Here is a 26,721-nt window from a genome sequence, read left to right on the forward strand (position 1 = left end):
GGGGTCAGGGTGTGACCGCCCGTCGTCCGGTCGGCGACCGGCCCTGGGCTCGTCGTGGATGGCGCGTCAGGCGTGGTCCTCGCCCTGCGTGCGGGCCGGCACGTCCGTCAGCCGGTCCGTCTCATCCTGTATCTCAACGGCGATCTTCTTGAGTTCCGGCTCGAACTTGCGTCCGTGGTGGGCGCAGAAGAGCAAGTCACCTCCGCTGGTCAGAACGACGCGCAGGTATGCCTGGGCGCCGCAGCGGTCGCAACGGTCAGCGGCCGTCAGGGGGCTCGCGGGGGTCAGAACAGTAGTCACGTCGCCTCTTCTCTAGCTCGACGAGCTGTCGTACCAGGGTCAACATCCAACCAGGCCGAAAACGTTCCCGCTCGTGGCTTTTCCTTGAAACTTCTTCCTAAGGTGGCTGTCTGCTGCCGGTTGGCGGCGAATGAGCCGTATTGCGTCGCTCTACGGGTTTCGCGTTGCTTGTGTCGGTTAGCCCTCCCGGCGTGGTTGCCGGTTGTTCATGAGGACGTGCCCGGAGCCTAAATGGTTCATGCCTCGAAGGGAACGTGATGTTCACGTCACCCCATCGAGGGATCGAACATTCATGCGACCCTGGACTAGCATGAGGAATCAGGGAGGGTGGCGTTACAACGGCTCTACCAGGCATCGGTACCCTCTGAGCGGTGACCGACGCCGGGCCTTACCCCACCGGGCCAGATTTCAAATTCAGCGAGGAGCGAACCGCGTGACCGCCGAGACGTCCGTGCCGTCCAGTGCGCTGCTGACCGCAGACCGTGACGGTTCCAACTACACCGCGCGGCACCTGCTCGTACTCGAAGGGCTCGAAGCGGTCCGCAAGCGCCCCGGCATGTACATCGGGTCCACCGACAGCCGCGGCCTGATGCACTGCATCTGGGAGATCATCGACAACTCCGTCGACGAGGCCCTCGGCGGCTACTGCGACCGCATCGAGGTCGTCCTCCACGACGACGGCTCCGTCGAGGTCCGGGACAACGGCCGGGGCATCCCGGTCGACGTCGAGCCGAAGACCGGCCTCTCCGGCGTCGAGGTCGTCATGACCAAGCTGCACGCCGGCGGAAAGTTCGGCGGCGGCTCGTACGCGGCGTCGGGCGGTCTGCACGGCGTCGGCGCCTCCGTGGTCAACGCCCTGTCGGCCCGCCTCGACGTCGAGGTCGACCGGAACAGCGCGACCCACTCGATCTCCTTCCGTCGCGGTGTCCCCGGCATCTTCACCGAGCAGGGCCCGGACAGCCCCTTCGACCCGGCCAACGGCCTCGTCAAGACCAAGCGCGTCCCCAAGACCCGCACCGGCACGCGCATCCGCTACTGGGCGGACCGGCAGATCTTCCTCAAGGACGCCAAGCTCTCCCTGGAGACGCTCCACCAGCGCGCCCGCCAGACCGCCTTCCTCGTCCCGGGCCTCACCATCGTCGTCCGTGACGAGCGGGACCTGGCCGACATCGGCAAGAGCGAGGAGACCTTCCGCTTCGACGGGGGCATCAGCGAGTTCTGCGAGTACCTCGCGCAGGACAAGGCCGTCTGCGACATCCAGCGCCTCACCGGACAGGGCACCTTCAAGGAGACCGTCCCCGTCCTCGACGAGCGCGGGCACATGACCCCGACCGAGGTCACCCGTGAGCTCGCGGTCGACGTGGCGCTGCGCTGGGGCACCGGCTACGACACCACGGTCAAGTCCTTCGTCAACATCATCGCCACCCCGAAGGGCGGCACCCACGTCTCCGGCTTCGAGCAGGCCATCACCAAGACGGTGAACGAGGTGCTGCGCTCGGCCAAGATGCTGCGCGTCGCCGAGGACGACATCGTCAAGGACGACGCCCTGGAGGGGCTCACGGCCGTCGTGACGGTCCGCCTCGCCGAGCCGCAGTTCGAGGGGCAGACCAAGGAGGTCCTCGGCACCTCCGCCGCCCGCCGGATCGTGGCGAACGTGGTGGCGAAGGAGCTCAAGGCCTTCCTCACCTCCACCAAGCGGGACGCCAAGGCGCAGGCCCGCGCCGTCCTCGAGAAGGCCGTCGCCGCGGCGCGGACCCGGATCGCGGCCCGCCAGCACAAGGAGGCGCAGCGCAGGAAGACCGCGCTGGAGTCCTCCTCGCTGCCGGCCAAGCTCGCGGACTGCCGCAGCGACGACGTGGAGCGCAGCGAGCTCTTCATCGTCGAGGGAGACTCCGCCCTCGGTACGGCGAAGCTCGCCCGGAACAGCGAGTTCCAGGCACTGCTGCCGATCCGCGGAAAGATCCTCAACGTCCAGAAGTCGTCCGTCTCGGACATGCTCAAGAACGCCGAGTGCGGCGCGATCATCCAGGTCATAGGAGCGGGCTCGGGCCGCACCTTCGACATCGACGCCGCCCGCTACGGGAAGATCGTCCTCCTGGTCGACGCCGACGTCGACGGCGCCCACATCCGCTGCCTGCTGCTGACGCTCTTCCAGCGGTACATGCGGCCCATGGTCGAGGCCGGACGGGTCTTCGCCGCGGTGCCGCCGCTGCACCGGATCGAGCTCGTCCAGCCCAAGAAGGGCCAGGACAAGTACGTCTACACGTACTCCGACAACGAGCTGCGGCAGACCCTCCTGGAGTTCCAGCGCAAGGGGGTCCGCTACAAGGACGCCATCCAGCGCTACAAGGGTCTCGGCGAGATGGACGCCGACCAGCTCGCGGAGACCACGATGGACCCGCGCCACCGCACCCTGCGCCGGATCAACATCGGCGACCTGGACGCGGCGGAGCAGGTCTTCGACCTCCTCATGGGCAACGACGTGGCGCCCCGCAAGGAGTTCATCACCGGATCGGCGGCCACCCTCGACCGCTCGCGCATCGACGCCTGACGGGCTTTGCCCGTGGGTGGAGCCGCCCGCTCCGCCCACGGGCCCTCCTGGGGCTCCTCCTGGCCCTCGCGGGAGGCGCTCACCCGCGTCGGTGCGCCCCGGGGGCGGATCGTTCCTCGACCGCACCGGGATCGCCGCCCTGAGCGTCCTGACGGTGACCGGCCGCTACACCTCGGGCCGGTTCGACGGCTGGTACGCGCCGTCGCCTCCGCTGGGGTGGTGAAGGCCCGTGTCGACGACCCCTTCGCCAAGACCGGGGTGCGCGACCGGGCCCAGGTCGTGCGGTACGCATATCAGCACGGCCTGGTCAGCGCACCTGGGAAAAGAGTCACCTAATGGGGTGAAGTGAGGGGGGAGAAGAGTCCGGGATGTTCCCGCTCTGTCCATCCTTGGACCTGCGGCCGAAACGGTTCGCTGACAAGGAGAGTTGGCCGGTGGAGCAGGTGGACAGGCAGGAGGGGCGCGACGCTTCGGCGACGGTGGTCGATGACCCCTGGTACGAAGCGACGGCCTCTGGTTGGGGCGAGCAGACGGCGGCCGGGGCGCCCGGAGACGGCCGGCCCGGCGCGGTGCCGAGGCAGCGGGTCCACGACGCGGCGGAGATCTATCTGGAAGTCCAGCGGAGCCCCGCTTTCCAGGAAGTGCGCCGCCGCTACCGCCGGTTCGTCTTCCCCGCCACCCTGGCGTTCCTCCTGTGGTACCTCGCCTATGTGGTGGCGGCGACCGCCGCACCCGGGCTCATGGCCCGGCCGGTGGCCGGAGCGGTGAACGTGGCGATGGTCGCGGGGCTCGGACAGTTCCTCACCACCTTCCTGCTGACCTGGGCGTACGCGCGCCACGCGCGGCTGCGCAGGGACCGGGCGGCGCTGGAACTGCGCTGGGACACGCAGGAGATGACCCGAGGGGTGGTGCAGCCGTGACCGGAGACCACCAGACCCTGGCGCTCGTGCTGTTCAGCGTGTTCGTCGCCGTGACCCTGGCGATCACCACCTGGGTGAGCCGGCACCGCCATGGCTCGGCGGAGGAGTTCTACGCCGGGGGGCGGCTGTTCTCGCCCCTGGAGAACGGATTCGCGATCGCCGGGGACTACATGTCCGCGGCCTCGTTCCTCGGCATCTCCGGACTGATCGCGCTCTACGGCTACGACGGCATGCTCTACTCCGTCGGCTTCCTCGTCGCCTGGCTGGTCGTGCTCCTGCTGGTCGCCGAACTGGTCCGCAACTGCGGCCGGTTCACGCTGGCCGACGTCGTCGCCGCGCGGATGGCGGAGCGGCCGGTGCGGATCGCCGCCGGAACGTCCTCGGTGGCCGTCTCCGTGCTGTACCTCGTGGCCCAGATGGTGGGTGCCGGGAGCCTGGTGGCGCTGCTGCTCGGCGGTTCCAGCGAGGCGGCGCGCTCGTGGACGGTGATCGGCGTGGGCGCGCTGATGGTGATCTACGTGTCGCTCGGCGGCATGAGGGCCACCACCTGGATCCAGATCGTCAAGGCGGTCCTGCTCATGGCGGGCACGATCGCGCTCACCGTCCTCGTCCTGCTCCGGTTCCACGGCGACGTGAACAGCCTGCTGTCCACGGCGGCGGAACGCAGCGGGCACGGCCTCGGGTTCCTCGCCCCGGGGCTGCGCTACGGCGGGGACTGGACGGCCCGCCTCGACTTCATCAGCCTCGGCATCGCCCTCGTCCTGGGCACCGCCGGACTGCCGCACATCCTGTCGCGCTTCTACACCGTGCCGACCGCCCGCGCCGCCCGGCGGTCCGTCGTCTGGTCCATCGGGCTCATCGGCGGCTTCTACCTGATGACCATCGTGCTCGGCTTCGGCGCGGCCGCGCTGATCGGCCCCGATGAGGTGCGTGCCTCCAACGCCTCGGGGAACACCGCCGTGCCGCTGCTCGCCCTCGACCTCGGCGGGGGCGCGGGCTCCACCGGTGGCACGGTGCTCTTCGCCGTCGTCGCCGCCGTCGCCTTCGCGACCATCCTGGCCGTCGTCGCGGGGATCACGCTGGCCTCCTCGGCCTCCGTCGCCCACGACCTGTACAGCTCGCTGCGCCGCCCGCACGCGAAGCAGTACAGCGAGGTGACCGTCGCCCGGGTCGCCGCCGCCGGCATCGGCGCGGCCGCGATCGGTCTCGGACTGCTCGCCCGCGACCTCAACGTGGCCTTCCTCGTCGGTCTGGCCTTCGCGGTCGCGGCCTCCGCGAACCTTCCGGTGCTGCTCTACTCGTTGTTCTGGCGGAAGTTCACCACCCGGGGCGCGGTCTGGGCGGTGTACGGAGGCCTGATCCCCGCCGTGCTGCTCGTCCTGGTCTCGCCGGTGGTCTCCGGCAGCCCGGAATCGCTGTTCCCGGGCGTCGACTTCCACCTCTTCCCCTTGCAGAACCCGGGAGTGGTGTCCATTCCGCTCGGTTTCCTGGCCGGGTGGATCGGTACGGTCACCTCGTCCGAGCCGCCCGACGAGGCCCGGCACGCGGAGACCGAGGTGCGGGCCCTGACGGGCGCGGGAGCCGTCTGAACCGTCCGCGCGTGGCGTCAGCCGGAGCCGGTGGACGGTGAGCTCGCCCAGGCGTACCGGTGCTCGGGGCGGCCCGTCTCGCCGTACCGGAGGGAGAGGCGCACGCGGCCGGTGCGTTCCAGGAGCTTGAGGTAGCGCTGTGCGGTCTGGCGGCTGACGCCGGCCCGCTCGGCGATCTCCTGAGCGGACAGCGGGCCGTCGGCCGCGAGCAGCACCTGCCGGACCAGTTCGGCCGTGGTGGGGGAGTGCCCCTTGGGCAGGTCGGGGGTGACGGCCCCCGCCGACAGGGCCCCGAAGATCCGGTCCACCTCGGCCTGCTCCGCCTCGCCGCCGCTCTCCAGGGTGCGGCGGAGCGTCGCGTACGCCTCCAGCCTGGCGCGGAGCCCGGCGAAGTTGAACGGCTTGACCAGGTACTGCAGTGCGCCGTGCCGCATCGCCGACTGCACGGTCGCCACGTCACGGGCCGCCGTCACCATGATCACGTCGCACTGGTGGCCGCGCGCGCGGAGCTCCCGTACCGCCGCGAGGCCGTTCTCGTCGGGCAGGTAGTGGTCCAGGAGGATCAGGTCCACCGGCTGTCCGTCCAGGGCGGCGAGCGCCTCGGCGGTCGAGTGGGCGGTGGCGACGACCCGGAAGCCCGGCACCTTGGCGACGTAGGCGGCGTTGATCCGCGCGACGAGCGGGTCGTCGTCCACCACGAGTACGTCGATCATCGTGCCTCCTCGGGGGACTCCGGGTCGGTCAGGGCGTCCGGGAGGACGACCGTGAACACGGCGCCGCCCTCGGCACCGCCGGACACCCCGGCCGTGCCGCCCCGGCGCTCGGCGAGCCGGCGCACCAGGGCGAGGCCGAGTCCGCGCTTGCCGTGGGACGGGAGCTCCTTCGTCGTCCAGCCCTCGGTGAAGATCAGCTCACGGCGCTCCTCCGGGACGCCCGGGCCGCTGTCGGAGACCCGCAGCACCACCGTACGGCCCTCGGCGTGGAAGGAGACCTCGATACCGGCGCCGGGGGTTCCGGCGACGGCGTCCAGGGCGTTGTCGACCAGGTTGCCGACGACGGTGACCAGCTCGCGCGGGTCGACGAGCCGGTCCGGCAGCAGGGAGCCGGACGCGAGCCGCAGCGCGACGCCACGCTCGGCGGCGACCGTCGCCTTCCCGACCAGGAGTGCGGCGAGGAGCGGGTCGTGGACCTTCTCCGTGACCTGCTCGGCGGTGGCCCGGTGCACGCCGACGACCTCCGTGACGAACTCGACCGCCTCCTCGTGCATCTCCAGCTCCAGGAGTCCCAGGAGGGTGTGCAGCCGGTTGGCGTGCTCGTGGTCCTGGGCGCGGAGCGCGTCGATCAGGCCCCGGGTGGAGTCGAGCTCGCGGCCGAGGCGCTCCAGCTCGGTGCGGTCGCGGAGGGTCGCCACGGCGCCCCCGTCGTCCGTGGGCATCCGGTTGGCGATCAGCACCCGGTGCCCCCGGACGGTGAGCAGGTCCTCGCCGGTGACCCGGCCCGCGAGGACGTCGGCGGTACGGCCCCCGCCGAGGACCTCGTCGAGCGGCCGGCCCGCCGCCTCGGGGCCGAGGCCGAGGAGCCGCTGCGCCTCGTCGTTCATGAGCCGTACGGAGCCGTTGCGGTCGAGGGCGACGACGCCCTCCCGGATGCCGTGCAGCATGGCCTCGCGTTCGGCGAGCAGCGCGGAGATGTCGGAGAAGGCCAGGTCGTGGGTCTGCCGCTGGAGCCGCCGGGAGATCAGGTACGCGGCGAGCGCCCCGGCCGCGAGCGCGCCGCCCGCGTAGGCGAGGAGGCCGGGGATGGCGGCGAGGAGCCGGTCGCGGACGCTGTCGTACTCGATGCCGACGGAGACGGCGCCGACGATCCGGCCGTCGGCGTCCCGCAGCGGCACCTTGCCGCGTGCCGAGCGGCCCAGGGTGCCGCTGTCGATCTCCATGACCTCGTGCCCGGCGAGGACCGTGCTCGGGTCGGTGGAGACCAGCCGGCCGATCTGGGCGGGGTCGGTGTGCGACCAGCGCACCCCGCGCGTGTCCATGACCACGACGTACTCGGCGCCCGTGGAGGTCCTGATCCGCTCGGCCTCCGTCTGCACCGGGCCCCGCGCGAACGGACGGCTGCCGGTGAGGTCGGTGGCGAGCCGGGGCGAGGCGGTGGTCCCGGCGATGGCCAGGGCCCGCCGCATGGCCTGGTCGTCGAGCTGGGCGCTCAGCGGGGCGAGGAAGAGGCCGGTGGCGAGGACGGTCACACCGGCCGCGATGGCCAGCTGCATCAGCAGGACCTGTGAGAACACCCGCCGCGGCCACCCGAACCGGCGACGGCGCGCGCGGGGGCGCGGGGTGCTGCTCTGTGCGGGGCTCATGCCCGAAAAGGTAAACGGCGGCGAGCCGTGACCGGAAACGGTGGGGGAACGGGCGCCTATTCTGGGGGTTTGCCACGCCGGGTCCCACGCCCGTGGGATCCGAGGACCCCGTGGGACCCGCGGAAGAGGAACCCGTAGGACCCGAGAAACCGGAGGCACGTCCCTTGAGCACGCAGCAGATCCCCGTCGTCGTCCTGGCCGGGTTTCTCGGGGCCGGGAAGACCACGCTCCTCAACCATCTGCTGCGCAGCGCCCGGGGCACCCGTATCGGAGTCATGGTCAACGACTTCGGCGACATCGGCATCGACGCGATGACCGTCGCCGGCCAGGTCGGCTCCACCGTCTCCCTCGGCAACGGCTGCCTGTGCTGCGCCGTCGACGCCGGAGAGCTCGACGAGTACCTGGAGGTCCTGACCCGGCCCGAGTCCCGGCTCGACGTGATCGTGATCGAGGCGAGCGGGCTCGCGGAGCCGGAGGAGCTGGTCCGCATGGTGCTCGCCAGCGAGAACGAGCGGGTCGTGTACGGAGGGCTGGTGCAGGTCGTCGACGCGGCCGAGTTCGCGGCCACCCGGCAGCGGCACCCCGGGACCGACCGGCACCTCTCCCTCGCCGACCTCGTCGTCGTCAACAAGGCCGACCGGGTCGCCGAGGACGAGCTGCGGGCCGTACGGGAGACGGTGGCCGGCCTCGCCGGGCGCGCCGCCGTGGTCGAGGCCTCGCACGGGCGCGTCGATCCGGAACTGCTCTTCGACCGGGTCGTGCCGGAGGGCGAGATCGAGGGCCAGATGTCGATCGAGGACATCCTGTACGGCTCCGAGGACGAGGGCCACGCCCATCCGCACGCGGCCTACGAGAGCCTCTCGGTGACGGCGTCGACGCCGCTGCACCCGCGCCGCCTGATGGCCTTCCTCGACTCGCGCCCCGAGGGCCTCTACCGGATCAAGGGCTTCGTCGACCTCGGCCCCGCCGACCCGGCCAACCGCTACACCGTGCATGCGGTCGGCCGCTTCCTGCGCTTCTACCCGGAGCCCTGGCCCGCCGGGGAGGAACGCCTCACCCAGCTCGTGCTGATCGGCTCCGGCATCGACGCGGCCGGACTGCGCAAGGAGCTCGCCTCCTGCGAGCTGAACGGCCCGCAGGACGCCCCCGACGAGCACAGCATGTGGGGCGTCCTGCGGTACGTGCGGCAGACGGAGGAAGAGCCTGACGAGTCCTAGCTCGCCGGGCCCGCCACCACGTCGACCGGCTTGGGCAGCGGGGTGCCCGAGCCGTCGCGGCGGGGGTCCGGGGCGGGCAGGTCGACCGGGGCGCCGGTCTTCTGGGCGGCGCGGGCCGGGGTGGCGCCGGCCCAGGCGAGGATCAGGACGTCCTCGCCCTTCAGGAAGCGCTGGCAGCGGACACCGCCCGTCGCGCGGCCCTTGCGGGGGTACTGGTCGAAGGGGGTCAGCTTCGCCGACGTGCCCGCCGAGGAGTCCAGGGTGCCCGTGGAGCCCGCGACGGTGAAGACGACGGCGTCCGCCGCCGGGTCCACCGCCGTGAACGAGATGACCTCGGCGCCCGCGGTGAGCTTGATGCCCGCCATGCCGCCCGCCGGGCGGCCCTGGGGCCGCACCTGCGAGGCCTGGTAGCGCAGCAGCTGGGCGTCGGAGGTGATGAAGACCAGGTCCTCCTCGCCCGTCCGCAGCTCCGTCGCGCCGACGATCCGGTCACCGTCCCTGAGGGTGATGACCTCCAGCTCGTCCTTGTTCGCCGGATAGTCCGGCACCACGCGCTTCACCACGCCCTGGAGCGTGCCGAGGGCGAGGCCCGGCGAGGACTCGTCCAGGGTGGTCAGGCAGACCACCGTCTCGTCCGCCTCCAGGGAGAGGAACTCCGCCAGGGGCGCGCCGCCCGCCAGGTTCGGGGCGCTCGCGGTGTCCGGCAGCTGCGGCAGGTCGATCACCGCGAGCCGCAGCAGCCGGCCTGCCGAGGTCACGACGCCGACGTCACCGCGCTGGGTGGCCGCCACCGCCGAGACGATCACGTCGTGCTTGGCGCGCGCCGCGTCCGGGTCGACCGGCGGCAGCTCCGCCGTCGCCGTACGGGCCAGCAGGCCCGTCGAGGAGAGCAGCACCCGGCAGGGGTCGTCCGCGACCTCCAGGGACACGGCCGCGACGGGCGCGCCCGCCGACTCCAGCAGGACCGTGCGCCGGTCCGTGGCGAACTTCTTGGCGACCGCGGCCAGCTCCGCCGAGACCAGCTTGCGCAGCTCGGTGTCGGACTCGAGGATCCCGGTCAGCTCGTCGATCTCGCCGTTGAGGCGGTCGCGCTCGGTCTCCAGCTCGATGCGGTCGAACTTGGTGAGGCGGCGCAGCGGGGTGTCCAGGATGTACTGCGTCTGGATCTCGCTCAGCGAGAAGCGCTCCATCAGGCGCTCCTTCGCCTGGGCGGAGTTCTCGCTCTCCCGGATGAGCCGGATGACCTCGTCGATGTCGAGCAGGGCGACGAGGAGGCCCTCGACCAGGTGGAGCCGGTCGCGCTTCTTGGTGCGGCGGAACTCGGAGCGGCGCCGGACCACCTCGAAGCGGTGGTCGAGGTAGACCTCCAGGAGCTCCTTGAGGCCGAGGGTGAGCGGCTGTCCGTCGACCAGCGCCACGTTGTTGATGCCGAAGGACTCCTCCATCGGCGTCAGCTTGTAGAGCTGCTCCAGGACCGCCTCCGGCACGAAGCCGTTCTTGATCTCGATGACCAGGCGGAGGCCGTGGCTGCGGTCGGTGAGGTCCTTGACGTCCGCGATGCCCTGGAGCTTCTTGGAGCCGACCAGGTCCTTGATCTTGGAGACGACCTTCTCGGGGCCGACCGTGAAGGGCAGCTCGGTCACGACGATGCCCTTGCGGCGGGCCGTCACGGTCTCCACGGTCGCGGTGGCGCGGATCTTGAAGGAGCCGCGGCCCGACGCGTACGCGTCCTTGATGCCGGAGAGGCCGACGATCCGGCCGCCGGTCGGCAGGTCGGGGCCGGGCACGAAGCGCATCAGCGCCTCGAGGTCGGCGTTGGGGTAGCGGATCAGGTGGCGGGCGGCCGCGACGACCTCGCCCAGGTTGTGCGGGGGCATGTTCGTCGCCATGCCGACCGCGATCCCGGACGCGCCGTTGACCAGCAGGTTCGGGTAGGCGGCGGGGAGCGCGACCGGCTCCTGCTCCTGGCCGTCGTAGTTCGGCGCGAAGTCGACCGTGTCCTCGTCGATGGACTCGGTCATGAGCAGCGCGGCCGGGGCCATCCGCGACTCGGTGTACCGCATGGCGGCCGGCGGGTCGTCGTTGCCCAGGGAACCGAAGTTTCCGTGGCCGTCGACGAGCGGGAGGCGCATGGAGAAGGGCTGTGCCATGCGGACCATCGCGTCGTAGATCGACGCGTCGCCGTGCGGGTGGAGCTTGCCCATGACCTCGCCGACGACACGGGCGCACTTGACGAAGCCGCGGTCGGGGCGGAGCCCCATCTCGCCCATCTGGTAGACGATGCGCCGCTGGACGGGCTTCATGCCGTCGCGGGCGTCGGGGAGGGCACGCGAGTAGATCACCGAGTACGCGTACTCGAGGAAGGAGCCCTGCATCTCGTCGACCACGTCGATGTCGAGGATCCTCTCCTCGTACGCGTCGTCCGGCGGCGGTGTCTTCGTGCTGCGGCGGGCCATCGCGGCTGCGGCTCCTTCACCAACAAGGTTGATCTGACGCGGACCATTGTGGACCGTGCCACCGACAACGCCGACCGCGACCCGGAAGAGGGACATCACGAAGGGTCGGGAACTTCGCCAGGTGTCGGCGCGCTTGCATACAGTGGCAGGACTTTTTCACATCGCGATCGAAGGGACGTACATGCCCATGGGTCACACGGCCACGGCCGAGGCCGGCTCCGGCGGCCTGACAGCGACCGAGCACCGGTTGGCGAACGGCCTGCGGGTGGTGCTCTCCGAGGACCACCTGACCCCGGTCGCCGCGGTCTGCCTCTGGTACGACGTCGGCTCGCGCCACGAGGTCAAGGGCCGCACGGGCCTCGCCCACCTCTTCGAGCACCTGATGTTCCAGGGTTCGAAGCAGGTCCACGGGAACGGTCACTTCGAGCTGGTGCAGGGCGCCGGCGGCTCGCTCAACGGCACGACGAGCTTCGAGCGCACCAACTACTTCGAGACCATGCCCACGCACCAGCTGGAGCTCGCGCTCTGGCTGGAGGCCGACCGCATGGGCTCGCTGCTCGCGGCCCTGGACGACGAGTCCATGGAGAACCAGCGGGACGTCGTCAAGAACGAGCGCCGCCAGCGCTACGACAACGTGCCGTACGGCACGGCCTTCGAGAAGCTGACCGCCCTCGCGTACCCGGAGGGCCACCCGTACCACCACACGCCGATCGGCTCCATGGCCGACCTGGACGCGGCGACCCTGGAGGACGCGCGGAACTTCTTCCGCACGTACTACGCCCCGAACAACGCCGTGCTGTCCGTCGTCGGCGACATCGACCCGGTGCAGACGCTCGCCTGGGTCGAGAAGTACTTCGGCTCCATCCCCGCCCACGACGGCAAGCCCGAGCCGCGCTCCGGCGAGCTGCCCGAGGTCATCGGCGAGCAGCTCCGCGAGGTCGTCGAGGAGGAGGTCCCGGCCCGTGCGCTGATGGCCGCCTACCGCCTGCCGCACGACGGCACGCGCGCGTGCGACGCCGCCGACCTGGCCCTGACGGTGCTGGGCGGCGGGGAGTCCTCCCGCCTGCACAACCGCCTGGTCCGCCGCGACCGTACGGCCGTCGCCGCCGGCTTCGGCCTGCTGCGGCTCGCCGGGGCCCCCTCGCTGGGCTGGCTGGACGTCAAGACCTCCGGGGGAGTCGAGGTCCCGCAGATCGAGGCGGCCGTCGACGAGGAGCTCGCCCGGTTCGCCGCCGAGGGCCCCACGCCCGAGGAGATGGAGCGCGCGCAGGCCCAGTTGGAGCGCGAGTGGCTGGACCGGCTCGGCACCGTCGCGGGCCGCGCGGACGAACTGTGCCGGTTCGCCGTGCTGTTCGGCGACCCGCAGCTCGCCCTGACCGCCGTCGACCGCGTCCTGGACGTCACCGCCGAGGAGGTGCGGGCGGTCGCCGCGGCCAAGCTGCGCCCCGACAACCGCGCGGTGCTCGTCTACGAGCCGGTGGCCCCCGAACAGAGCGAAGACGCCGACGGCGAAAACGACGAAGAAGGAGCGGACCAGTGACCGACGCTGCCGCGGCTTTGACGAGCATGGACTTCCACCCGCAGCCCCAGCCGGGCGCCCCGAAGCCGTGGGCCTTCCCGGCGCCGGACCGCGGGAAGCTGGACAACGGTCTGACCGTGCTCACCAGCCACCGCCCCGGCCAGCAGGTCGTCGCCGTGGAGATCTTCCTGCCGGCCCCGCTGGACGCCGAGCCCGCCGGTCTCGACGGCGTCGCGACCATCATGGCCCGCGCGCTCTCCGAGGGCACCGACCAGCACAGCGCCGAGGAGTTCGCGGCCGAGCTGGAGCGCTGCGGCGCCACGCTCGACGCGCACGCCGACCACCCGGGCGTACGGGTCTCCCTCGAGGTCCCGGTCTCCCGGCTGCCCAAGGCGCTCGGCCTGCTCTCCGAGGCCCTGATCGCCCCGGCGTTCCTGGACACCGAGATCGAGCGCCTGGTGCGCAACCGTCTCGACGAGATCCCGCACGAGACGGCCAACCCGGGTCGCCGCGCCGCGAAGCAGCTCTCCAAGGAGCTGTTCCCGGCCGAGTCCCGGATGTCCCGGCCGCGCCAGGGCACCGAGGAGACCGTCGAGCGCATCGACGCCGCCGCCGTCCGCGCCTTCTACGAGGCGTACGTCCGGCCGGGCACGGCCACCGCCGTGGTCGTCGGCGACCTGACCGGCGTCGACCTGGACAAGGTCCTCGCCGAGACGCTGGGCGCCTGGACCGGTGAGCCGGCCGAGCCGCTCCCGATGCCGCCGATCACCGCCGACGACACCGGGCGGGTCGTCATCGTGGACCGTCCCGGCGCCGTGCAGACGCAGCTGCTCATCGGCCGGATCGGCCCCGACCGGCACGACCGCGTCTGGCCGGCCCAGGTCCTCGGCACGTACTGCCTCGGCGGCACCCTGACCTCGCGCCTGGACCGGGTCCTGCGCGAGGAGAAGGGCTACACGTACGGCGTGCGGGCCTTCGGCCAGGTGCTCCGCTCGGACGCCGGGGGGAACGGCGCGTCGATGCTCGCCATCAGTGGATCCGTCGACACCCCCAACACGGGCCCGGCGCTCGAGGACCTGTGGAAGGTGCTGCGCACGCTGGCCGCCGAGGGGCTGACGGACGCCGAGCGCGAGACGGCCGTGCAGAACCTGGTGGGCGTGGCCCCCCTCAAGTACGAGACCGCCGCCTCCGTCGCCGGGACGCTCGCCGACCAGGTGGAGCAGCACCTCCCGGACGACTACCAGGCCCAGTTGTACGCGCGCCTGGCCGAGACCGGCACCGTCGAGGCGACGGCCGCCGTGGTCAGCGCCTTCCCGGTGGACCGGCTCGTCACCGTCCTCGTCGGCGATGCGGCGCAGATCGCGGAGCCGGTGCGCGCGCTCGGCATCGGTGAAGTGACCGTCGTGACCGGCTGATTCCGGCCCCGAAGCGACAACAGGCGGACCCCGACGGCATAGTTCGTCGGGGTCATCCGCTTTGTCCGTATTGAGACCAAGGGTGATCGTTTGCCCTGTGGCATGTCTTACAAAAAGCGTGTCTGGTTGGTGATTGAAAGACGATCCGCATAGCGTCGAGGCGGCTGTTCGTCAGTTGCACGTGCCGCAACCGCGGCATCGGACAGTCATCGCCGAGTCCCCGTCAGGCGCGAGCCTGGGGAGCCGGGGACCCACGCGCAGTCCCTGGGGTGAATCGGGCGCCTTCGTCTCGTACGGAGGGGCTCGTAGGAGACCTTCCTGCTCCGAACCCGTCAGCTAACCCGGTAGGCGAGAGGGAAGGAAAGGACCAGCCTCTTCATGGCGTTCACCCGTGCCACCGGGAAGCATCGTGCTCCGAGCCGGATGGCGCGCCGCAGCGTGGGCATCGCCGGCGCCGCGACGCTGGCCACCACCGGCGTCATCGGAACCCTCGCCTCCCCGGCGCTCGCCGCCGACACGGACCACCGCTCCACCGAGGACACCGGTCTCACCCAGGTGATCACCGAGGACTCCCTCGTCGACCGGATCAACGCCCAGGCCGCCGCCCAGGAGCAGGAGGCCGTCGAGGCCATCGCCAAGGCGAAGGCCAAGGCCGAGGCGGAGCGCAAGGCCGAGGCCCGCGCCAAGGAGATCCGGCTGGAGCGCCAGCGCGCCGCCCGTGAGGCCGAGCGCCGCCGCCTGGCCTCCTTCCAGGCCCCCGTCGCCGGCTCGTACGTCTCCACCGGCTACAAGACCGGCGGCTCGCTCTGGTCCTCCGGCCAGCACTCCGGCATCGACTTCCACGCCGCCTACGGCACCCGGGTCGTCTCCGTCGGCTCCGGCACCGTCGTCGAGGCCGGCTGGGGCGGCGCGTACGGCAACAACATCGTCATCCGGATGAACGACGGCACGTACACCCAGTACGGGCACCTCTCCTCCATCGAGGTCCACGTCGGCCAGACCGTCGAGCCGGGCCAGCAGATCGGCATCTCGGGTTCGAGCGGCAACTCCACCGGCCCGCACCTCCACTTCGAGGCGCGCACGAGCCCCGACTACGGCTCGGACATCAACCCGATCACGTACCTCCGCTCCCGCGGCGTCAACGTCTGACCCCGTCCGGACCGGCTCCGGATCGCGTCGCGAAAGCCCCGGCTCGTACTGAGCCGGGGCTTTTCGCTGGCCAAAAGATATCCATGGAATCCGCTGGGGCATCGGAAATTTCGGCCCGCTGCAATAGAGTCGAAGATCGGGCGCAGAACAGGCGCCGATCGAATTGACTCGCGCGGACCAAGGCGGAGGTCGGACATGCGTATTCCCGCGCATTCGGTATGCACGGCGATCCGGGACGACATCGTCTCCGGCGTGTACGAGCGGGGCAGCCGGCTGACCGAGGAGCAGCTCGCCCGCCGGTACGGGGTCTCCCGCGTCCCGGTCCGCGAGGCGCTGCGCACCCTGGAGTCCGAGGGCTTCGTCGTCACCCGCCGCCATGCGGGCGCCCATGTCGCCGAGCCGACCGAGCAGGAGGCGGGCGATCTGCTCGCCATGTGGGCGCTGCTCGAACCGCTGGGGGCCGCGCGGGCCGCCCAGCGGCGTACCGAGGCCCATCTCAAGGTGCTGCGCGGCCTGGTCAGGCTGGGGCAGGAGCGGGCCAGGCGCGGCCGGGGCGAGGACCTGCGCTCGCTCGGCGGCTGGTTCCACGAGACGCTCGCGCAGGCCTCCGGGAGCCCGGCCCTGACGGCGCTGCTCACCCAGCTGCGGCACAAGATCGCCTGGACGCACGTGGTCGAGCAGCCCGCCGAACCGGTGGAGGCCTGGGTCGAGCGCGGCGCGATCGTGGACGCCGTGGCGCGCGGCGACGCCGAGCGGGCGAGGGCGCTGACCGCGCTGCACGCGGAACGCTCGCTGCCGCTGCACCGGCTCAAAAGGCCGGAGCGCGGCCGTGTGAGCCTTTCGCAACACGCCGTCAATACGACGAGTGCCCGGAATTAACAAGCCCACCGTATACAAAGAATAGGCATTCGGCCGCGTTTTTCGTGCTGCCCGGAATGCGCTGCCCGGAATGTGCTGCCCGGAAATGGGGCCGTGTCATGCGAATGGCCGTGGCCGCCGAAAATTCCGGCGGCCACGGCCATTCGTCGTGCGGGGGACCGGATCAGACGGTCTCGGGGAGCTCGTCCAGGCCCTCGGCGACCAGCTTGGCCAGGCGGTCGAGCGCGGCCTCGGCGCCGTCGGCCTCGGACGCGAGGACGATCTCCTCGCCGCCCTGCGCGCCCAGGCCGAGCACCGCGAGCATGGAGGCGGCGTTCACGGGGGTGCCGTCGGACTTGGCGATCGTCACCGGCACGCCGGAAGCCGTGGCGGCACGGACGAAGATGGACGCGGGGCGGGCGTGCAGGCCCTCGGCCCAGCCGACGTTGACGCGGCGCTCAGCCATGGTGTTGCCCTTCAAGTCTCAAGCGGGTTGTCTAGACCAGTCTCTCACGGGTTGCGCGGTGCTCGCGCCGACCTCCGGCCCGGACGGGACCACCCTTCGGCCCGGCCCGGACCGTCCGCCGGCCCTTCCCAGCTTGCAACACCTTGCCCCGCGCACCCCCGCCACGCGACCGGTGCCGCCGTCGTGTCGCGGCCGTAGGCTGACCCCATGCAGAGCGCGTCGGAGCAGTCGGAAGCGGCGGAACCACCGGCCCCGCCGGAGCACGCCTACCCCGACCACTGGGAGGCGGACGTGGTGCTCCGCGACGGCGGCACCGCGCGCATCAGGCCCATCACCGCCGACGACGCGGACCGGCTCGTCAGCTTCTACGAGCAGGTCTCGGACGAGTCGAAGTACTACCGCTTCTTCGCCCCCTACCCGCGCCTGTCCGCCAAGGACGTCCACCGCTTCACCCACCACGACTTCGTGGACCGGGTCGGGCTCGCGGCGACCGTCGGCGGCGAGTTCATCGCCACCGTGCGCTACGACCGCATCGACGCCCGCGGGCTGCCCGCCTCGGCCCCCGCCGACGAGGCCGAGGTCGCCTTCCTCGTCCAGGACGCGCACCAGGGGCGCGGCGTCGCCTCCGCCCTCCTCGAACACATCGCGGCGGTCGCGCGGGAGCGGGACATCCGGCGCTTCGCCGCCGAGGTGCTCCCCGCCAACACCAAGATGATCAAGGTCTTCACCGACGCGGGCTACACCCAGAAGCGCAGTTTCGAGGACGGCTCCGTACGGCTCCACCTCGACCTCGAACCGACCGACCGCTCCCTCGCCGTCCAGCGGGCCCGGGAGCAGCGGGCCGAGGCGCGCTCCGTGCAGCGGCTCCTCACCCCCGGTTCCGTCGCCGTCGTCGGCACCGGGCGCACCCCGGGCGGCGTCGGCCGGACCGTGCTCCGCAACCTCCTCGGCGCCGGCTTCACGGGACGGGTGTACGCGGTGAACGCCGCGCTCACCGGAGAGACCGAGCTCGACGGCGTCCCCGCCCACCCCTCCGTCGGCGCCATCGGCGAACCCGTGGACCTGGCGATCGTCGCCGTCCCCGCCGAACGCGTGCCCGAGGCCGTCGCGGACTGCGGCGAGCACGGGGTGCGCGGCCTCGTCGTGCTCTCCGCCGGATACGCCGAGAGCGGCGCCGCCGGCCGCGAGCGCCAGCGCGAGCTCGTACGGCAGGCCCGCTCGTACGGCATGAGGATCATCGGCCCCAACGCCTTCGGCATCATCAACACCGCCGACGACGTCCGGCTCAACGCCTCGCTCGCGCCGCAGATGCCGGCCGCCGGGCGCATCGGGCTCTTCACCCAGTCCGGCGCCATCGGGATCGCCCTGCTCGCCGGGCTGCACCGGCGGGGCGCCGGACTCTCCTCCTTCATCTCGGCCGGCAACCGCGCCGACGTCTCCGGCAACGACTTCCTCCAGCACTGGTACGACGACCCCGGCACCGACGTCGTCCTCCTCTACCTGGAGTCGATCGGCAACCCCCGGAAGTTCACCCGGCTCGCCCGCCGCACCGCCGCCGTCAAGCCCGTCGTGGTCGTCAAGGGCGCCCGGCACAGCGGCAGCGCCCCGCCCGGCCACCGGGTGCCGGTCACCCGCATCCCGCATGCCACGGTCTCCGCGCTGCTCCGCCAGGCCGGGGTGATCCGCGTCGACACCGTCACCGAGCTCGTCGACGCCGGACTGCTCCTGGCCGCCCAGCCGCTGCCGGCCGGACCCCGGGTCGCGATCCTCGGCAACTCCGAGTCGCTCGGCCTCCTCACGTACGACGCCTGCCTGACCGAGGGGCTGCGCCCGACGCGGCCGCTCGACCTGACGACGGCGGCGGTCCCGGCGGACTTCCGGGACGCGCTGGCGGCGGCGCTGGCGGACGAGACCGCCGACGCGGTGGTCGTCACCGCGATCCCCTGGGTCGGCGAGGACGGGGCCACCGAGTTCGGCGACGGCGAGGTGCTCGCGGCCGCCCTCCGCGAGGCCGTCGCCTCCGCCCCCGCGCCGAAGCCGGTCGTCGTCGTCCACGTGGAGATGGGCGGCCTCGCGGAGGCCCTGGCGGTGGCGACGAGCACCCGGCCGGCCGCGGCGGGGCGCGGCACCGCCTCCCGGGAGAACCGTTCCGCCGGAGCCGCCCCCGCGCAGACCGCCCCGCCCCCGCAGCCGGCCGCCCCCGTACAACAGGCCACGCCCCCCGGAGAGCAAGCCCCCGGAGAGCAGGCCGCCGGACAGCAAGTCCCCGCCCAGCAGGCCACCATCCCCGCCTACCCCGCCGCCGAGCGGGCCGTACGGGCGCTGGCCGAGGCCGTGCGGTACGGGCAGTGGCGGCGGCAGGCCGCCGAGCCCGGGCGGGTGCCCGAGTACGAGGACATCGACGAGGCCGGGGCCGCCGCGCTCATCGAAGGGGTCCTCGGCGGCGAGGGCGTCGACGCCCGCGGTGTGACCCTCGACACCGAGGAGGCCGGGGCGCTGCTCGCCCGGTACGGGATCGCCGTCCGGCCCACCCTCCCCGCGCCCACCCCCGACGCCGCCGTCGCGGTCGCCGCCCGGCTCGGCTACCCCGTCGCGCTCAAGGCGACCGCGCCGCACCTCCGGCACCGACCCGACCTCGGGGGCGTCCGGCTGGACCTGGCGACCGAGGAGCAGCTCCGCACGGCGTACGCGGAGCTGACCGAGGTCCTCGGCAAGCCGGAGGAGCTCCAGCCGGTCGTCCAGGCGATGGTGCCGAGGGGCGTCGACACCGTCGTCCGCTCCGCGATCGATCCGGCCGTGGGCGCCGTCCTCTCCTTCGGCCTCTCGGGCGCGGCCTCCGAACTGCTCGGCGACACGGCCCACCGGCTGGTTCCGGCCACCGACCGGGACGCCGCCGAACTCGTCCGCTCCCTCCGCACGGCCCCGCTGCTCTTCGGCTGGCGGGGCTCCGCCCCGGTGGACACCCCGGCCCTGGAGGAACTCCTGCTGCGGGTCTCCCGGCTCGTCGACGACCACCCCGAGGTGGTCGCGGTCTCCCTGGAGCCGGTGGTCGTGGCACCCCGCGGACTCTCGGTCCTCGGCGCGACCGTCCGGCTGGCCCCGCCCGCGCCCCGCACCGACCTCGGCCCCCGGAGCCTGCCCCGCTACTGACGGGGCCCGAGCGGGCCCCTCGGCCCCGTAGGATGGAGTCCATGGCAAAGAGCGGTACGACGACCCAGGGGCTGCGCGCGGCGATCGAGCGCAGCGGCTATTACCCGGCCCTCGTGGCCGAGGCGGTGGAGGCCGCCGTCGGCGGCGAGGCCGTTTCGTCGTACGTGGTCCACCAGGAGACCACCTTCGACGCGAACGAGGTCCGGCGCCACGTCACCGTCCTCGTCCTGACCCCGCACCGCTTCATCGTCAGCCACACGGACGAGCAGGCCGCCGACACGAGCTCCCCGAGCCCGTACGCCACGACCTCCACCGAGTCCGTGAAGCTCGACCGGATCTCGTCGGTCGTCGTCAGCCGCGTCGTCGCCAACCCCGAGTCGTACACGCCGGGCACGCTGCCCCGCGAGGTGGTCCTCACCATCGGCTGGGGCGCCGTCTCCCGCATCGACCTGGAGCCCGCCGCCTGCGGCGACCCCAACTGCGACGCCGACCACGGCTACACCGGCAATGCCACCGCCGACGACCTCAGCCTGCGCGTGAGCGACGCCGGGGACGGCCCGGACACCGTCCGGCAGACCCTCGCGTTCGCCCAGGCCCTCTCCGAAGCCATCGCGGCGACCGCCGCGCCCACCCGCTGATGGCGCAGCCCACCGCCGTGACCCACGGCTGGCCCGACGACCCGGTCCCGCTCGCCCCGGAAACCGCTCCGGTGCCCGAGTACACCTCCGGCTCGCTCGGCGACCTGCTGCCGACGCTCGTGGCGGGCCAGGGAGTGCCCGGCTTCGACGCGCGGATCGCGGAGCTGGCCCCGGCCGACCGGAACTGCGTCTTCCTGATCGACGGGCTCGGCTGGGAGCAGATCAAGGCCCACCCGGACGAGGCCCCGTACCTGACCTCGCTCCTCGGCTCCTCGCGGGGCGGCACGGGGCGTCCGGTCACCGCCGGGTTCCCCGCCACCACCGCGACCTCGCTGGCCTCCGTCGGCACCGGCCGCCACCCGGGGACGCACGGGCTGCCCGGCTACACCGTGCGCAACCCCGAGACCGGCGAGCTGATGAACCAGCTGCGCTGGAAGCCGTGGACCGCGCCGCACGTCTGGCAGCCGTACCCGACCGTCTTCCAGCTCGCGCACGAGGCCGGGATCCACACCGCCCAGGTGTCCTCCCCGATCTTCGAGCAGACCCCCCTCACCAAGGTCGCGCTCAGCGGCGGAACGTTTCACGGGCGGCTCTCCGGCGAGGAGCGCATGGACTTCGCCGCCGAGCAGCTCGCCGGCGGCGACCGCTCGCTGGTCTACACGTACTACAGCGAGCTCGACGGCGCCGGCCACCGCTTCGGCATCGACTCCGACGCCTGGCGCGGCCAGCTGATGTTCGTCGACCGGCTCGTGCAGCGGCTCGCCGAGCAACTGCCGCCCCGCGCGGCCCTGTACGTCACGGCCGACCACGGCATGGTCGACATCCCCTTCGACGACGAGCACCGCATCGACTTCGACGAGGACTGGGAGCTGCGCGCCGGCGTCGCCCTCCTCGGCGGCGAGGGCCGGGCCCGCCACATCTACGCCGTGCCCGGCGCCGAGGCGGACGTCCTCACCTGCTGGCGCGAGGTCGTCGGCGAGCAGTTCTGGGTGGCGAGCCGCGACGAGGCCATCTCCCTCGGCTGGTTCGGCGCCGAGGTCGACGAGCGGGTGTACGGCCGGATCGGCGACGTCGTCGCCGCGGCCCACGACGACGTGGCGATCACCGCCTCCGTCAACGAGCCGCACGAGTCCGCGATGGTCGGCATGCACGGGTCGATGACCCCCGCGGAGCAGCTGGTCCCGCTGCTCGAAGTCCGTTCCTGAGCCCGTCCCCGATCCCTGCCCCCGAAAGGTCCCTGTCCCGTCATGCCCGAGCTGGTCTTCTTCTCCGGAACCATGGACTGTGGGAAGAGCACCCTGGCGCTCCAGATCGCCCACAACCGCGACGCGCGGGGGCTTCAGGGCGTGATCTTCACCCGTGACGACCGGGCGGGCGAGGGCAAGCTGTCCTCCCGGCTCGGCCTGGTGACGGAGGCGGTCGAGGCGCCGCGCGACATGGACCTGTACGCGTACCTCGTGACCCAGCTCTCCCAGGGCGGCAAGGCCGACTACGTGATCGTGGACGAGGCCCAGTTCCTCGCCCCGGAGCAGATCGACCAGCTCGCCCGCATCGTCGACGACCTCGGTCTGGACGTCTTCGCCTTCGGGATCACGACGGACTTCCGTACGAAGCTGTTCCCCGGCTCGCAGCGGCTGATCGAGCTGGCGGACCGGATCGAGCAGCTCCAGGTCGAGGCCCTGTGCTGGTGCGGCGCCCGCGCCACGCACAACGCCCGCACGGTCGGCGGCGAGATGGTCGTCGAGGGCGAGCAGGTCGTCGTCGGCGACGTGAACCGTCCGGCGGAGGAGATCGGCTACGAGGTCCTCTGCCGCCGCCACCACCGCCGCCGCGTGACCTCGGCCTCCGCCCACGCGGGCGCCCTCTCCCCGGACGTGCTCCCCGTCGGCCACGCCTGACGGCGGGTCTCAGGCCGGCGGCCGGAGGGCGCGGGTCAGGTCGTCGAGGGCGGCGGGGTCCAGCGGGGCCGTTCCCGTCAGGGTCCCGAGCAGGGCCTGGGCGAGGACGGTCGCGGAGACGACGCGGGTGTCCTCGTGCTCGTCGCCGGTGACCTTTCCGATGACGGCGTCGCGCACCGCATGCGAGATGGCGGGGTCCTCGAAGAGCTCGGGGAAGGACAGCGCCATCATGCACACGCCCACGTTGGCGGAGAGGACGGCCTGGCCGGCCAGTTCGGGGGTCATGCGCAGGCGCCCGGCGTCACGGCAGCGCTCCACGGCCTTCAGGAGGATCGCCTGGGCCTCCTTGATGGCCTGCGGCTTGGCGTCGCCCGTCGGCGTGAACATCAGGCGGTAGAGGTACGGGTTGCGCAGCGCGAAGGCGACGTGGCTGTCCCAGGCCGTGCGCAGGTCCGCCACCGGGTCCTCGGTGAGCGGGTTCCGCCGCTTCTCGGCGAGGAAGCGCGCGAAGCCGATGTCGGCCACCGCCGTGAGCAGGCCCTGCTTGTCGCCGAACTGGCGGTAGATCTCGGGCATGCCGACCTTCGCCCGGTCGCAGATGGCCCGGGTCGAGATGGCCAGCGCGTCCTTGGTGGCGAGCAGTTCCCCGGTGGCTTCCAGGATGCGCTCTCGTGCCGTCGACATGGCTTCCACGATAACAGCGCTAACAGTGCGGACCTGGGTCGATCACGGTTCGCTGATAGCGATGTTAACGAAGTGTGTTAGCGTCTCTAACGTCATTCGTCGACCGAGAGGAACCGCCATGACCGCCTCCACCACCCTGCGCGACGTGATCGGCCTGCCCCAGGAGCTGCCGCGGCTGGGCGAGTCGGCCCTGATCATGATCGACTTCCAGAACACCTACCGCACCGGCGTCATGCGGCTCGACGGGGCCGAGGAGGCCGTGGCCGCCGCCGCCCGGCTCCTCGCCGCCGCCCGCGCCGCGGGTGCCCCGGTCGTCCACGTCGTCAACGACGGCGGTGAGGGCACCCCGTACGACATCCGGGCCGAGATCGGCGCGATCAGCGACGAAGTGGCCCCGGTCGAGGGCGAGAAGGTCGTCGTCAAGCAGTTCCCCAACGCCTTCCACGCCACGGACCTGGAGGAGGTCCTCAAGGACCTCGGGGTGGGCGGCGACCTCGTCGTCGCCGGCTTCATGACGCACATGTGCGTCCTCTTCACCGCCCAGGGCGCCTTCAACCTCGGCTACCGCCCGACCGTGGTCGCCGAGGCCACCGCGACCCGCCCCCTGGAGGCGCCGGACGGCACCGTCCAGTCCTCGGCCGCGCTCCAGGCCGCGAGCCTCACGACGGTCCGGGACCTGTTCGGCACCGTGGCCCGCACGGTCGACGAGCTCGTCGGCTGACGCCATCGGCCCCATCGGCGCCGCCGGCACCCGGAGTTCACCCGGGGTGCGCCTGAAGAGCGCCTGCTGATCGGTTGCGGGTCGCCCGCCTCGGCGGTAATGGCGGTCGGCCCGTGACGACCCCTCCGGGCGTCCCAAGTGCCGTACGCCCCCTGGAGGATGTGTGCCACCCGCCGCCGAGGCCGTGTACGTCGAGGACCCCCGGCAAGGGGCGGTACGGGACGAGCCCGGCGGCGACGGACGGCGCCGGGGCGCGGTCCTGCGGGCCCCGGCCGCCGCCGCCCTGCTCACCGCCGTACTGTTCTGCCTCGCCACCCGGCTCTCCCGCACGTACCCCTTCGGCCCGGTGAGCAGGAACATCGTCGACCTCGGCCAGCAGTACCTGCCGTTCCACGCCTACTGGCGGGCCTTCCTGCTCGGCGAGACGCACGGGGACGCCTTCCTCAACTGGAACTCCGGCTTCGGCGCCAACTTCCTCGGCGACATCGGCACCTACCTGAGCAGCCCCTTCGACCTGCTCGTCGTGCTCTTCCCGGCGGACCGCGTCGAACTCGCCCTGTACGTCGTCACCGCCGCCAAGATCACCGCCGCGGCGGCCGCGATGGCGCTGCTGCTCCTGCGGCTGCGCCCCGGTCCGTGGCCGGTCGCCGCCGTGCTCGGCACCGCGTACGCCCTCTCCGGCTGGACCTTCAACTACGGTGCCACCGTCCCGATGTGGCTCGACGGGCTCGTCGCCTTCCCCCTGCTCTGCCTGGTCGGCGAGTGGGCCCGCACCGGCCGCCGCCCCGTTCTCGGCCCCCTCGTCGTCGCCCTGGCCTGGATCGCCAACTTCTACACCGCGTACATGGCGACCCTCGGCGCCGCCGTCGTCCTCGTCGTCCGCCTCCTCACCGCCGAGGAGACCGCCGGCGCCCGGCAGCGCCTCGCCGGGATGCTGCGCGCCGCCCGGGGCGTCCTCATCGGCATCGGGCTCGCCGCGCCGCTCGTCGTGGTCGTCTTCCTCGCCACGAAGGTCGCCGACCCCACCCCGGAGACCACCTTCGCGCCCGCGCCCTGGACGGACCTCTTCGCCCGGTTCCTGCCCGCCACCGCGAGCGTCACCAGCCCCGCCCTCTTCATCGGCACGCCCGCCCTCGCGCTCGCGCTGACGCTGCCCTTCAACCGGGCCGTCGCGCCGCGCGTCCGGGCCGGCTGGACGGCCGCGATCGTCCTGGTGACGCTCTCGCTCCAGTGGGAGCCGACCCATCTGCTGTGGCACGCGGGCGCCTCGCCCAACGGCATCCCGTACCGTCAGACCTTCGTCCTGTGCGGCCTGTTGCTGATCGGCGCCTGGTTCTCCGCGGCCCGGGGAGTGCCCCGGCCGGCGGCGCTCCTCGGGGGCGCGGCGCTGCTCGGAGCCCTGGCCTGGGCGGCCCGGGGGAGCGTCGACATCGACCGGTGGACCTTCCCCGCCTCCGGCGCGGCCGCCCTCCTCGCGCTCGCCGCCGTCCTCATGGCCCTGGCCGGCGAACGCCGGCTCCACGCGCGCGTACTCCCCGATCCGGCGGGCCCCCGCCGGTCCACCGCGCGCGTACTCCCCGTCCTGGCCGTGATCCTGCTCGTCGCCGCGCAGGCGGGCGAGGCGGCCGTCACCGGCAAGCGGATCGAGGAGCAGCAGCGGAGCAAGGTCTCCTGGTCGCCCCGGATCGGCCCCTGGCACGAGGCCGTCGCGGCCGAGACGGCCCGCGCGGACGCCTGGCCCGCCCACCGCACGGACCCCGGTGAGGTCCCCGGGGGCAATGACGTGCTGCTCGTCGGAGGACAGGGCGCCGACTACTACAGCAGCCTCACCTCGGACGTGACCTCCCGGACCCTGGCCTCCCTCGGCTTCGGCTACTACGCCAAGGGCCGGCACCCGGTCGGCCTCGACAACCCGGTGGCCGACGCCCTGTTCTCCATCGGCACCCGGCTGCGCTCGCGGCCCACGGAGCCGGTACGGCAGGACGCCCTGCCCCGCGCCACGGTCACCGCCACCACCACCCCCGTCCCGCCTCTGGTCACCGTCCGTCCGACGGAGCGACCGGCCACCCACCCCGGGGACTCGGCCTTCGCCCGGCAGGAACGCCTGCTCGGCGCCGACGTGTACGAGCTGCCCGCCCCGCGCCGTACCGGACGCACCCTCACCGCCACCTGCCCCGCGGGCTCCCAGGTCTGGTTCTGGGCGCCCGAGTACAAGGGCACGGCGGCCCTGGCGGGGGAGCGGCCCGTCGAGTTCGACGGCAAGCCGCCCTCCGTACGCGCCCCCATGCAGGCCCTCGGCGCCGTCCCTACCTCCGGTGCGGTACGGATCGACCTGGGCCCCGAAGGCAAGCCGCGGCTGCCCCGGGAACCCGTCGGCTGCCTGGTCCGCGCCCGGCTCGACACCGCCGTACGGCAGCTCACCGCCACCGGCGCCACGCGCGTGCGTGCCACCGGACACACCGTCACCGCCGAACTGCCCCCGGGCAGCACGGGCATCGCCGTCCTCGCCGTGCCGCGCATCTCCGGCTGGCGCTGCGCCGCCGGCGACGCGGAACCGCGCCCCGCGCGCGCGTACCAGGGCCTCGTCGCCGTCCCCCTCGACGGACGGGCGAGCACGGTCGGCTGCTCCTTCCGGCCGCCGGGGCTCAAGCTCGGCGGCGCGGTCGGCGCGGCCGCGCTCCTCGCGCTCGCCGCGACGGGGCTCCTCCACCGGCGGCGGGCCCGCCGGTGACGGGGGTTCGTACCGGATACGACAAGAGTTCACCCGGAGTGCACGCGCGGCTCGTTCACCGGGAAAAGTCGGTCGTTACTGTGCCCGCCATAACGGCGTT

At 72.5% G+C, this 26,721-nt stretch carries 21 protein-coding genes and 1 riboswitch; of the genes, 15 read left to right on the forward strand and 6 right to left on the reverse strand.

Going from position 1 to position 26,721, the window contains the following annotated elements:
* Positions 1–66: 66 nt before the first annotated feature.
* Positions 67–300 (reverse strand): hypothetical protein, encoded by a 234-nt coding sequence (locus ACH4TP_RS34290; protein ID WP_017237643.1) that lies wholly within the window; start codon positions 298–300, stop codon positions 67–69.
* A gap of 433 nt (positions 301–733) precedes the next feature.
* Between ACH4TP_RS34290 and ACH4TP_RS34295 the strand changes: the two genes are divergently transcribed.
* From ACH4TP_RS34295 to ACH4TP_RS34310, 4 genes are all read left to right on the forward strand, one after another.
* A complete protein-coding gene (locus ACH4TP_RS34295; RefSeq protein WP_398440133.1) occupies positions 734–2,851 on the forward strand; it encodes a type IIA DNA topoisomerase subunit B in 2,118 nt (705 codons plus the stop codon).
* A 91-nt stretch (positions 2,852–2,942) separates the two neighbouring features.
* Positions 2,943–3,074, forward strand: coding sequence for a hypothetical protein (locus tag ACH4TP_RS34300; protein WP_398440134.1), 132 nt, complete (start codon positions 2,943–2,945; stop codon positions 3,072–3,074).
* Positions 3,075–3,285: 211 nt separating this feature from the next.
* Positions 3,286–3,771, forward strand: coding sequence for a DUF485 domain-containing protein (locus tag ACH4TP_RS34305; protein ID WP_389236701.1), 486 nt, complete (start codon positions 3,286–3,288; stop codon positions 3,769–3,771).
* A complete protein-coding gene (locus tag ACH4TP_RS34310; RefSeq protein ID WP_389236703.1) occupies positions 3,768–5,360 on the forward strand; it encodes a cation acetate symporter in 1,593 nt (530 codons plus the stop codon). The genes ACH4TP_RS34305 and ACH4TP_RS34310 overlap by 4 nt, the downstream gene beginning before the upstream one ends.
* Before the next feature lie 17 nt (positions 5,361–5,377).
* On the opposite strand, the gene ACH4TP_RS34315 is transcribed toward ACH4TP_RS34310, so the two are convergent.
* Complete coding sequence (locus ACH4TP_RS34315; RefSeq protein WP_389236705.1) at positions 5,378–6,073, reverse strand: response regulator; 696 nt, start codon at positions 6,071–6,073, stop codon at positions 5,378–5,380.
* Positions 6,070–7,719 carry an ATP-binding protein gene (locus ACH4TP_RS34320; protein WP_398440135.1) on the reverse strand — a complete coding sequence of 550 codons (1,650 nt, stop codon included), beginning with the start codon at positions 7,717–7,719 and terminating at the stop codon, positions 6,070–6,072. Before ACH4TP_RS34320 ends, ACH4TP_RS34315 begins: the two co-directional genes overlap by 4 nt.
* A gap of 164 nt (positions 7,720–7,883) precedes the next feature.
* On the opposite strand from ACH4TP_RS34320, the gene ACH4TP_RS34325 reads away from it, so the two are divergent.
* Complete coding sequence (locus tag ACH4TP_RS34325; protein ID WP_398190797.1) at positions 7,884–8,936, forward strand: CobW family GTP-binding protein; 1,053 nt, start codon at positions 7,884–7,886, stop codon at positions 8,934–8,936.
* Here ACH4TP_RS34325 and ACH4TP_RS34330 read toward each other — a convergent pair.
* A complete protein-coding gene (locus tag ACH4TP_RS34330) occupies positions 8,933–11,392 on the reverse strand; it encodes a DNA topoisomerase (ATP-hydrolyzing) subunit A (protein WP_389236711.1) in 2,460 nt (819 codons plus the stop codon). The two genes, ACH4TP_RS34325 and ACH4TP_RS34330, sit on opposite strands and share 4 nt — an antisense overlap.
* A 181-nt stretch (positions 11,393–11,573) precedes the next feature.
* Here ACH4TP_RS34330 and ACH4TP_RS34335 point away from each other — a divergent pair, with 181 nt between their 5' ends.
* The 4 genes from ACH4TP_RS34335 to ACH4TP_RS34350 all read left to right on the forward strand — a co-directional run bounded on the left by ACH4TP_RS34335 (position 11,574) and on the right by ACH4TP_RS34350 (position 16,354).
* Positions 11,574–12,932 (forward strand): M16 family metallopeptidase, encoded by a 1,359-nt coding sequence (locus ACH4TP_RS34335; protein WP_389236713.1) that lies wholly within the window; start codon positions 11,574–11,576, stop codon positions 12,930–12,932.
* 26 nt (positions 12,933–12,958) lie between these two features.
* Positions 12,959–14,326 carry a M16 family metallopeptidase gene (locus tag ACH4TP_RS34340; RefSeq protein WP_389236751.1) on the forward strand — a complete coding sequence of 456 codons (1,368 nt, stop codon included), beginning with the start codon at positions 12,959–12,961 and terminating at the stop codon, positions 14,324–14,326.
* 200 nt (positions 14,327–14,526) lie between these two features.
* A riboswitch (cyclic di-AMP (ydaO/yuaA leader) is annotated at positions 14,527–14,692 on the forward strand.
* Positions 14,693–14,704: 12 nt separating this feature from the next.
* Positions 14,705–15,475 (forward strand): M23 family metallopeptidase, encoded by a 771-nt coding sequence (locus tag ACH4TP_RS34345; RefSeq protein ID WP_398440136.1) that lies wholly within the window; start codon positions 14,705–14,707, stop codon positions 15,473–15,475.
* 195 nt (positions 15,476–15,670) lie between these two features.
* A complete protein-coding gene (locus ACH4TP_RS34350; RefSeq protein WP_389236717.1) occupies positions 15,671–16,354 on the forward strand; it encodes a GntR family transcriptional regulator in 684 nt (227 codons plus the stop codon).
* Positions 16,355–16,517: 163 nt separating this feature from the next.
* Here the strand turns inward: ACH4TP_RS34350 and ACH4TP_RS34355 are convergent, their stop codons facing one another.
* Entirely contained in the window at positions 16,518–16,799 is a 282-nt protein-coding gene (locus ACH4TP_RS34355) for an HPr family phosphocarrier protein (protein ID WP_015036698.1), read from the reverse strand.
* 207 nt (positions 16,800–17,006) lie between these two features.
* Between ACH4TP_RS34355 and ACH4TP_RS34360 the strand changes: the two genes are divergently transcribed.
* Genes ACH4TP_RS34360 through ACH4TP_RS34375 form a run of 4 tightly spaced genes read left to right on the forward strand, consistent with a single transcriptional unit; the run spans position 17,007 to position 22,485 of the window.
* Positions 17,007–19,949 (forward strand): GNAT family N-acetyltransferase, encoded by a 2,943-nt coding sequence (locus ACH4TP_RS34360; RefSeq protein WP_398440137.1) that lies wholly within the window; start codon positions 17,007–17,009, stop codon positions 19,947–19,949.
* 41 nt (positions 19,950–19,990) lie between these two features.
* Positions 19,991–20,587 (forward strand): DUF5998 family protein, encoded by a 597-nt coding sequence (locus ACH4TP_RS34365; RefSeq protein WP_389236720.1) that lies wholly within the window; start codon positions 19,991–19,993, stop codon positions 20,585–20,587.
* The gene (locus tag ACH4TP_RS34370; RefSeq protein WP_398190788.1) at positions 20,587–21,792 is read left to right on the forward strand and encodes an alkaline phosphatase family protein; all 1,206 of its coding nucleotides are present in this window, start codon (positions 20,587–20,589) and stop codon (positions 21,790–21,792) included. The genes ACH4TP_RS34365 and ACH4TP_RS34370 overlap by 1 nt, the downstream gene beginning before the upstream one ends.
* A gap of 42 nt (positions 21,793–21,834) precedes the next feature.
* Positions 21,835–22,485, forward strand: coding sequence for a thymidine kinase (locus ACH4TP_RS34375; RefSeq protein ID WP_389236722.1), 651 nt, complete (start codon positions 21,835–21,837; stop codon positions 22,483–22,485).
* Between the two features lie 9 nt (positions 22,486–22,494).
* Here ACH4TP_RS34375 and ACH4TP_RS34380 read toward each other — a convergent pair whose 3' ends face one another.
* Positions 22,495–23,169, reverse strand: a complete 675-nt coding sequence (locus ACH4TP_RS34380) for a TetR/AcrR family transcriptional regulator (RefSeq protein ID WP_398190785.1) — start codon at positions 23,167–23,169, stop codon at positions 22,495–22,497.
* A 118-nt stretch (positions 23,170–23,287) separates the two neighbouring features.
* On the opposite strand from ACH4TP_RS34380, the gene ACH4TP_RS34385 reads away from it, so the two are divergent.
* Together ACH4TP_RS34385 and ACH4TP_RS34390 are read left to right on the forward strand one after the other, a co-directional pair.
* A complete protein-coding gene (locus tag ACH4TP_RS34385) occupies positions 23,288–23,890 on the forward strand; it encodes an isochorismatase family protein (protein WP_398190782.1) in 603 nt (200 codons plus the stop codon).
* 163 nt (positions 23,891–24,053) lie between these two features.
* The gene (locus ACH4TP_RS34390) at positions 24,054–26,621 is read left to right on the forward strand and encodes a YfhO family protein (RefSeq protein WP_398440138.1); all 2,568 of its coding nucleotides are present in this window, start codon (positions 24,054–24,056) and stop codon (positions 26,619–26,621) included.
* The last annotated feature ends 100 nt before the right edge of the window (positions 26,622–26,721 follow it).

The organism is Streptomyces sp. NPDC021012 (assembly GCF_044333355.1).
Lineage (GTDB): Bacteria > Actinomycetota > Actinomycetes > Streptomycetales > Streptomycetaceae > Streptomyces.

Coding starts and splice junctions, on each gene's coding strand:
- ACH4TP_RS34370 (WP_398190788.1), top strand. CDS start 20,587: ATGGCGCAGCCCACCGCCGTGACCCACGGCTGGCCCGACGACCCGGTC.
- ACH4TP_RS34350 (WP_389236717.1), top strand. CDS start 15,671: ATGCGTATTCCCGCGCATTCGGTATGCACGGCGATCCGGGACGACATC.
- ACH4TP_RS34355 (WP_015036698.1), bottom strand. CDS start 16,799: ATGGCTGAGCGCCGCGTCAACGTCGGCTGGGCCGAGGGCCTGCACGCC.
- ACH4TP_RS34365 (WP_389236720.1), top strand. CDS start 19,991: ATGGCAAAGAGCGGTACGACGACCCAGGGGCTGCGCGCGGCGATCGAG.
- ACH4TP_RS34380 (WP_398190785.1), bottom strand. CDS start 23,169: ATGTCGACGGCACGAGAGCGCATCCTGGAAGCCACCGGGGAACTGCTC.
- ACH4TP_RS34385 (WP_398190782.1), top strand. CDS start 23,288: ATGACCGCCTCCACCACCCTGCGCGACGTGATCGGCCTGCCCCAGGAG.
- ACH4TP_RS34320 (WP_398440135.1), bottom strand. CDS start 7,719: ATGAGCCCCGCACAGAGCAGCACCCCGCGCCCCCGCGCGCGCCGTCGC.
- ACH4TP_RS34360 (WP_398440137.1), top strand. CDS start 17,007: ATGCAGAGCGCGTCGGAGCAGTCGGAAGCGGCGGAACCACCGGCCCCG.
- ACH4TP_RS34315 (WP_389236705.1), bottom strand. CDS start 6,073: ATGATCGACGTACTCGTGGTGGACGACGACCCGCTCGTCGCGCGGATC.
- ACH4TP_RS34330 (WP_389236711.1), bottom strand. CDS start 11,392: ATGGCCCGCCGCAGCACGAAGACACCGCCGCCGGACGACGCGTACGAG.
- ACH4TP_RS34345 (WP_398440136.1), top strand. CDS start 14,705: ATGGCGTTCACCCGTGCCACCGGGAAGCATCGTGCTCCGAGCCGGATG.
- ACH4TP_RS34340 (WP_389236751.1), top strand. CDS start 12,959: ATGGACTTCCACCCGCAGCCCCAGCCGGGCGCCCCGAAGCCGTGGGCC.
- ACH4TP_RS34375 (WP_389236722.1), top strand. CDS start 21,835: ATGCCCGAGCTGGTCTTCTTCTCCGGAACCATGGACTGTGGGAAGAGC.
- ACH4TP_RS34335 (WP_389236713.1), top strand. CDS start 11,574: ATGCCCATGGGTCACACGGCCACGGCCGAGGCCGGCTCCGGCGGCCTG.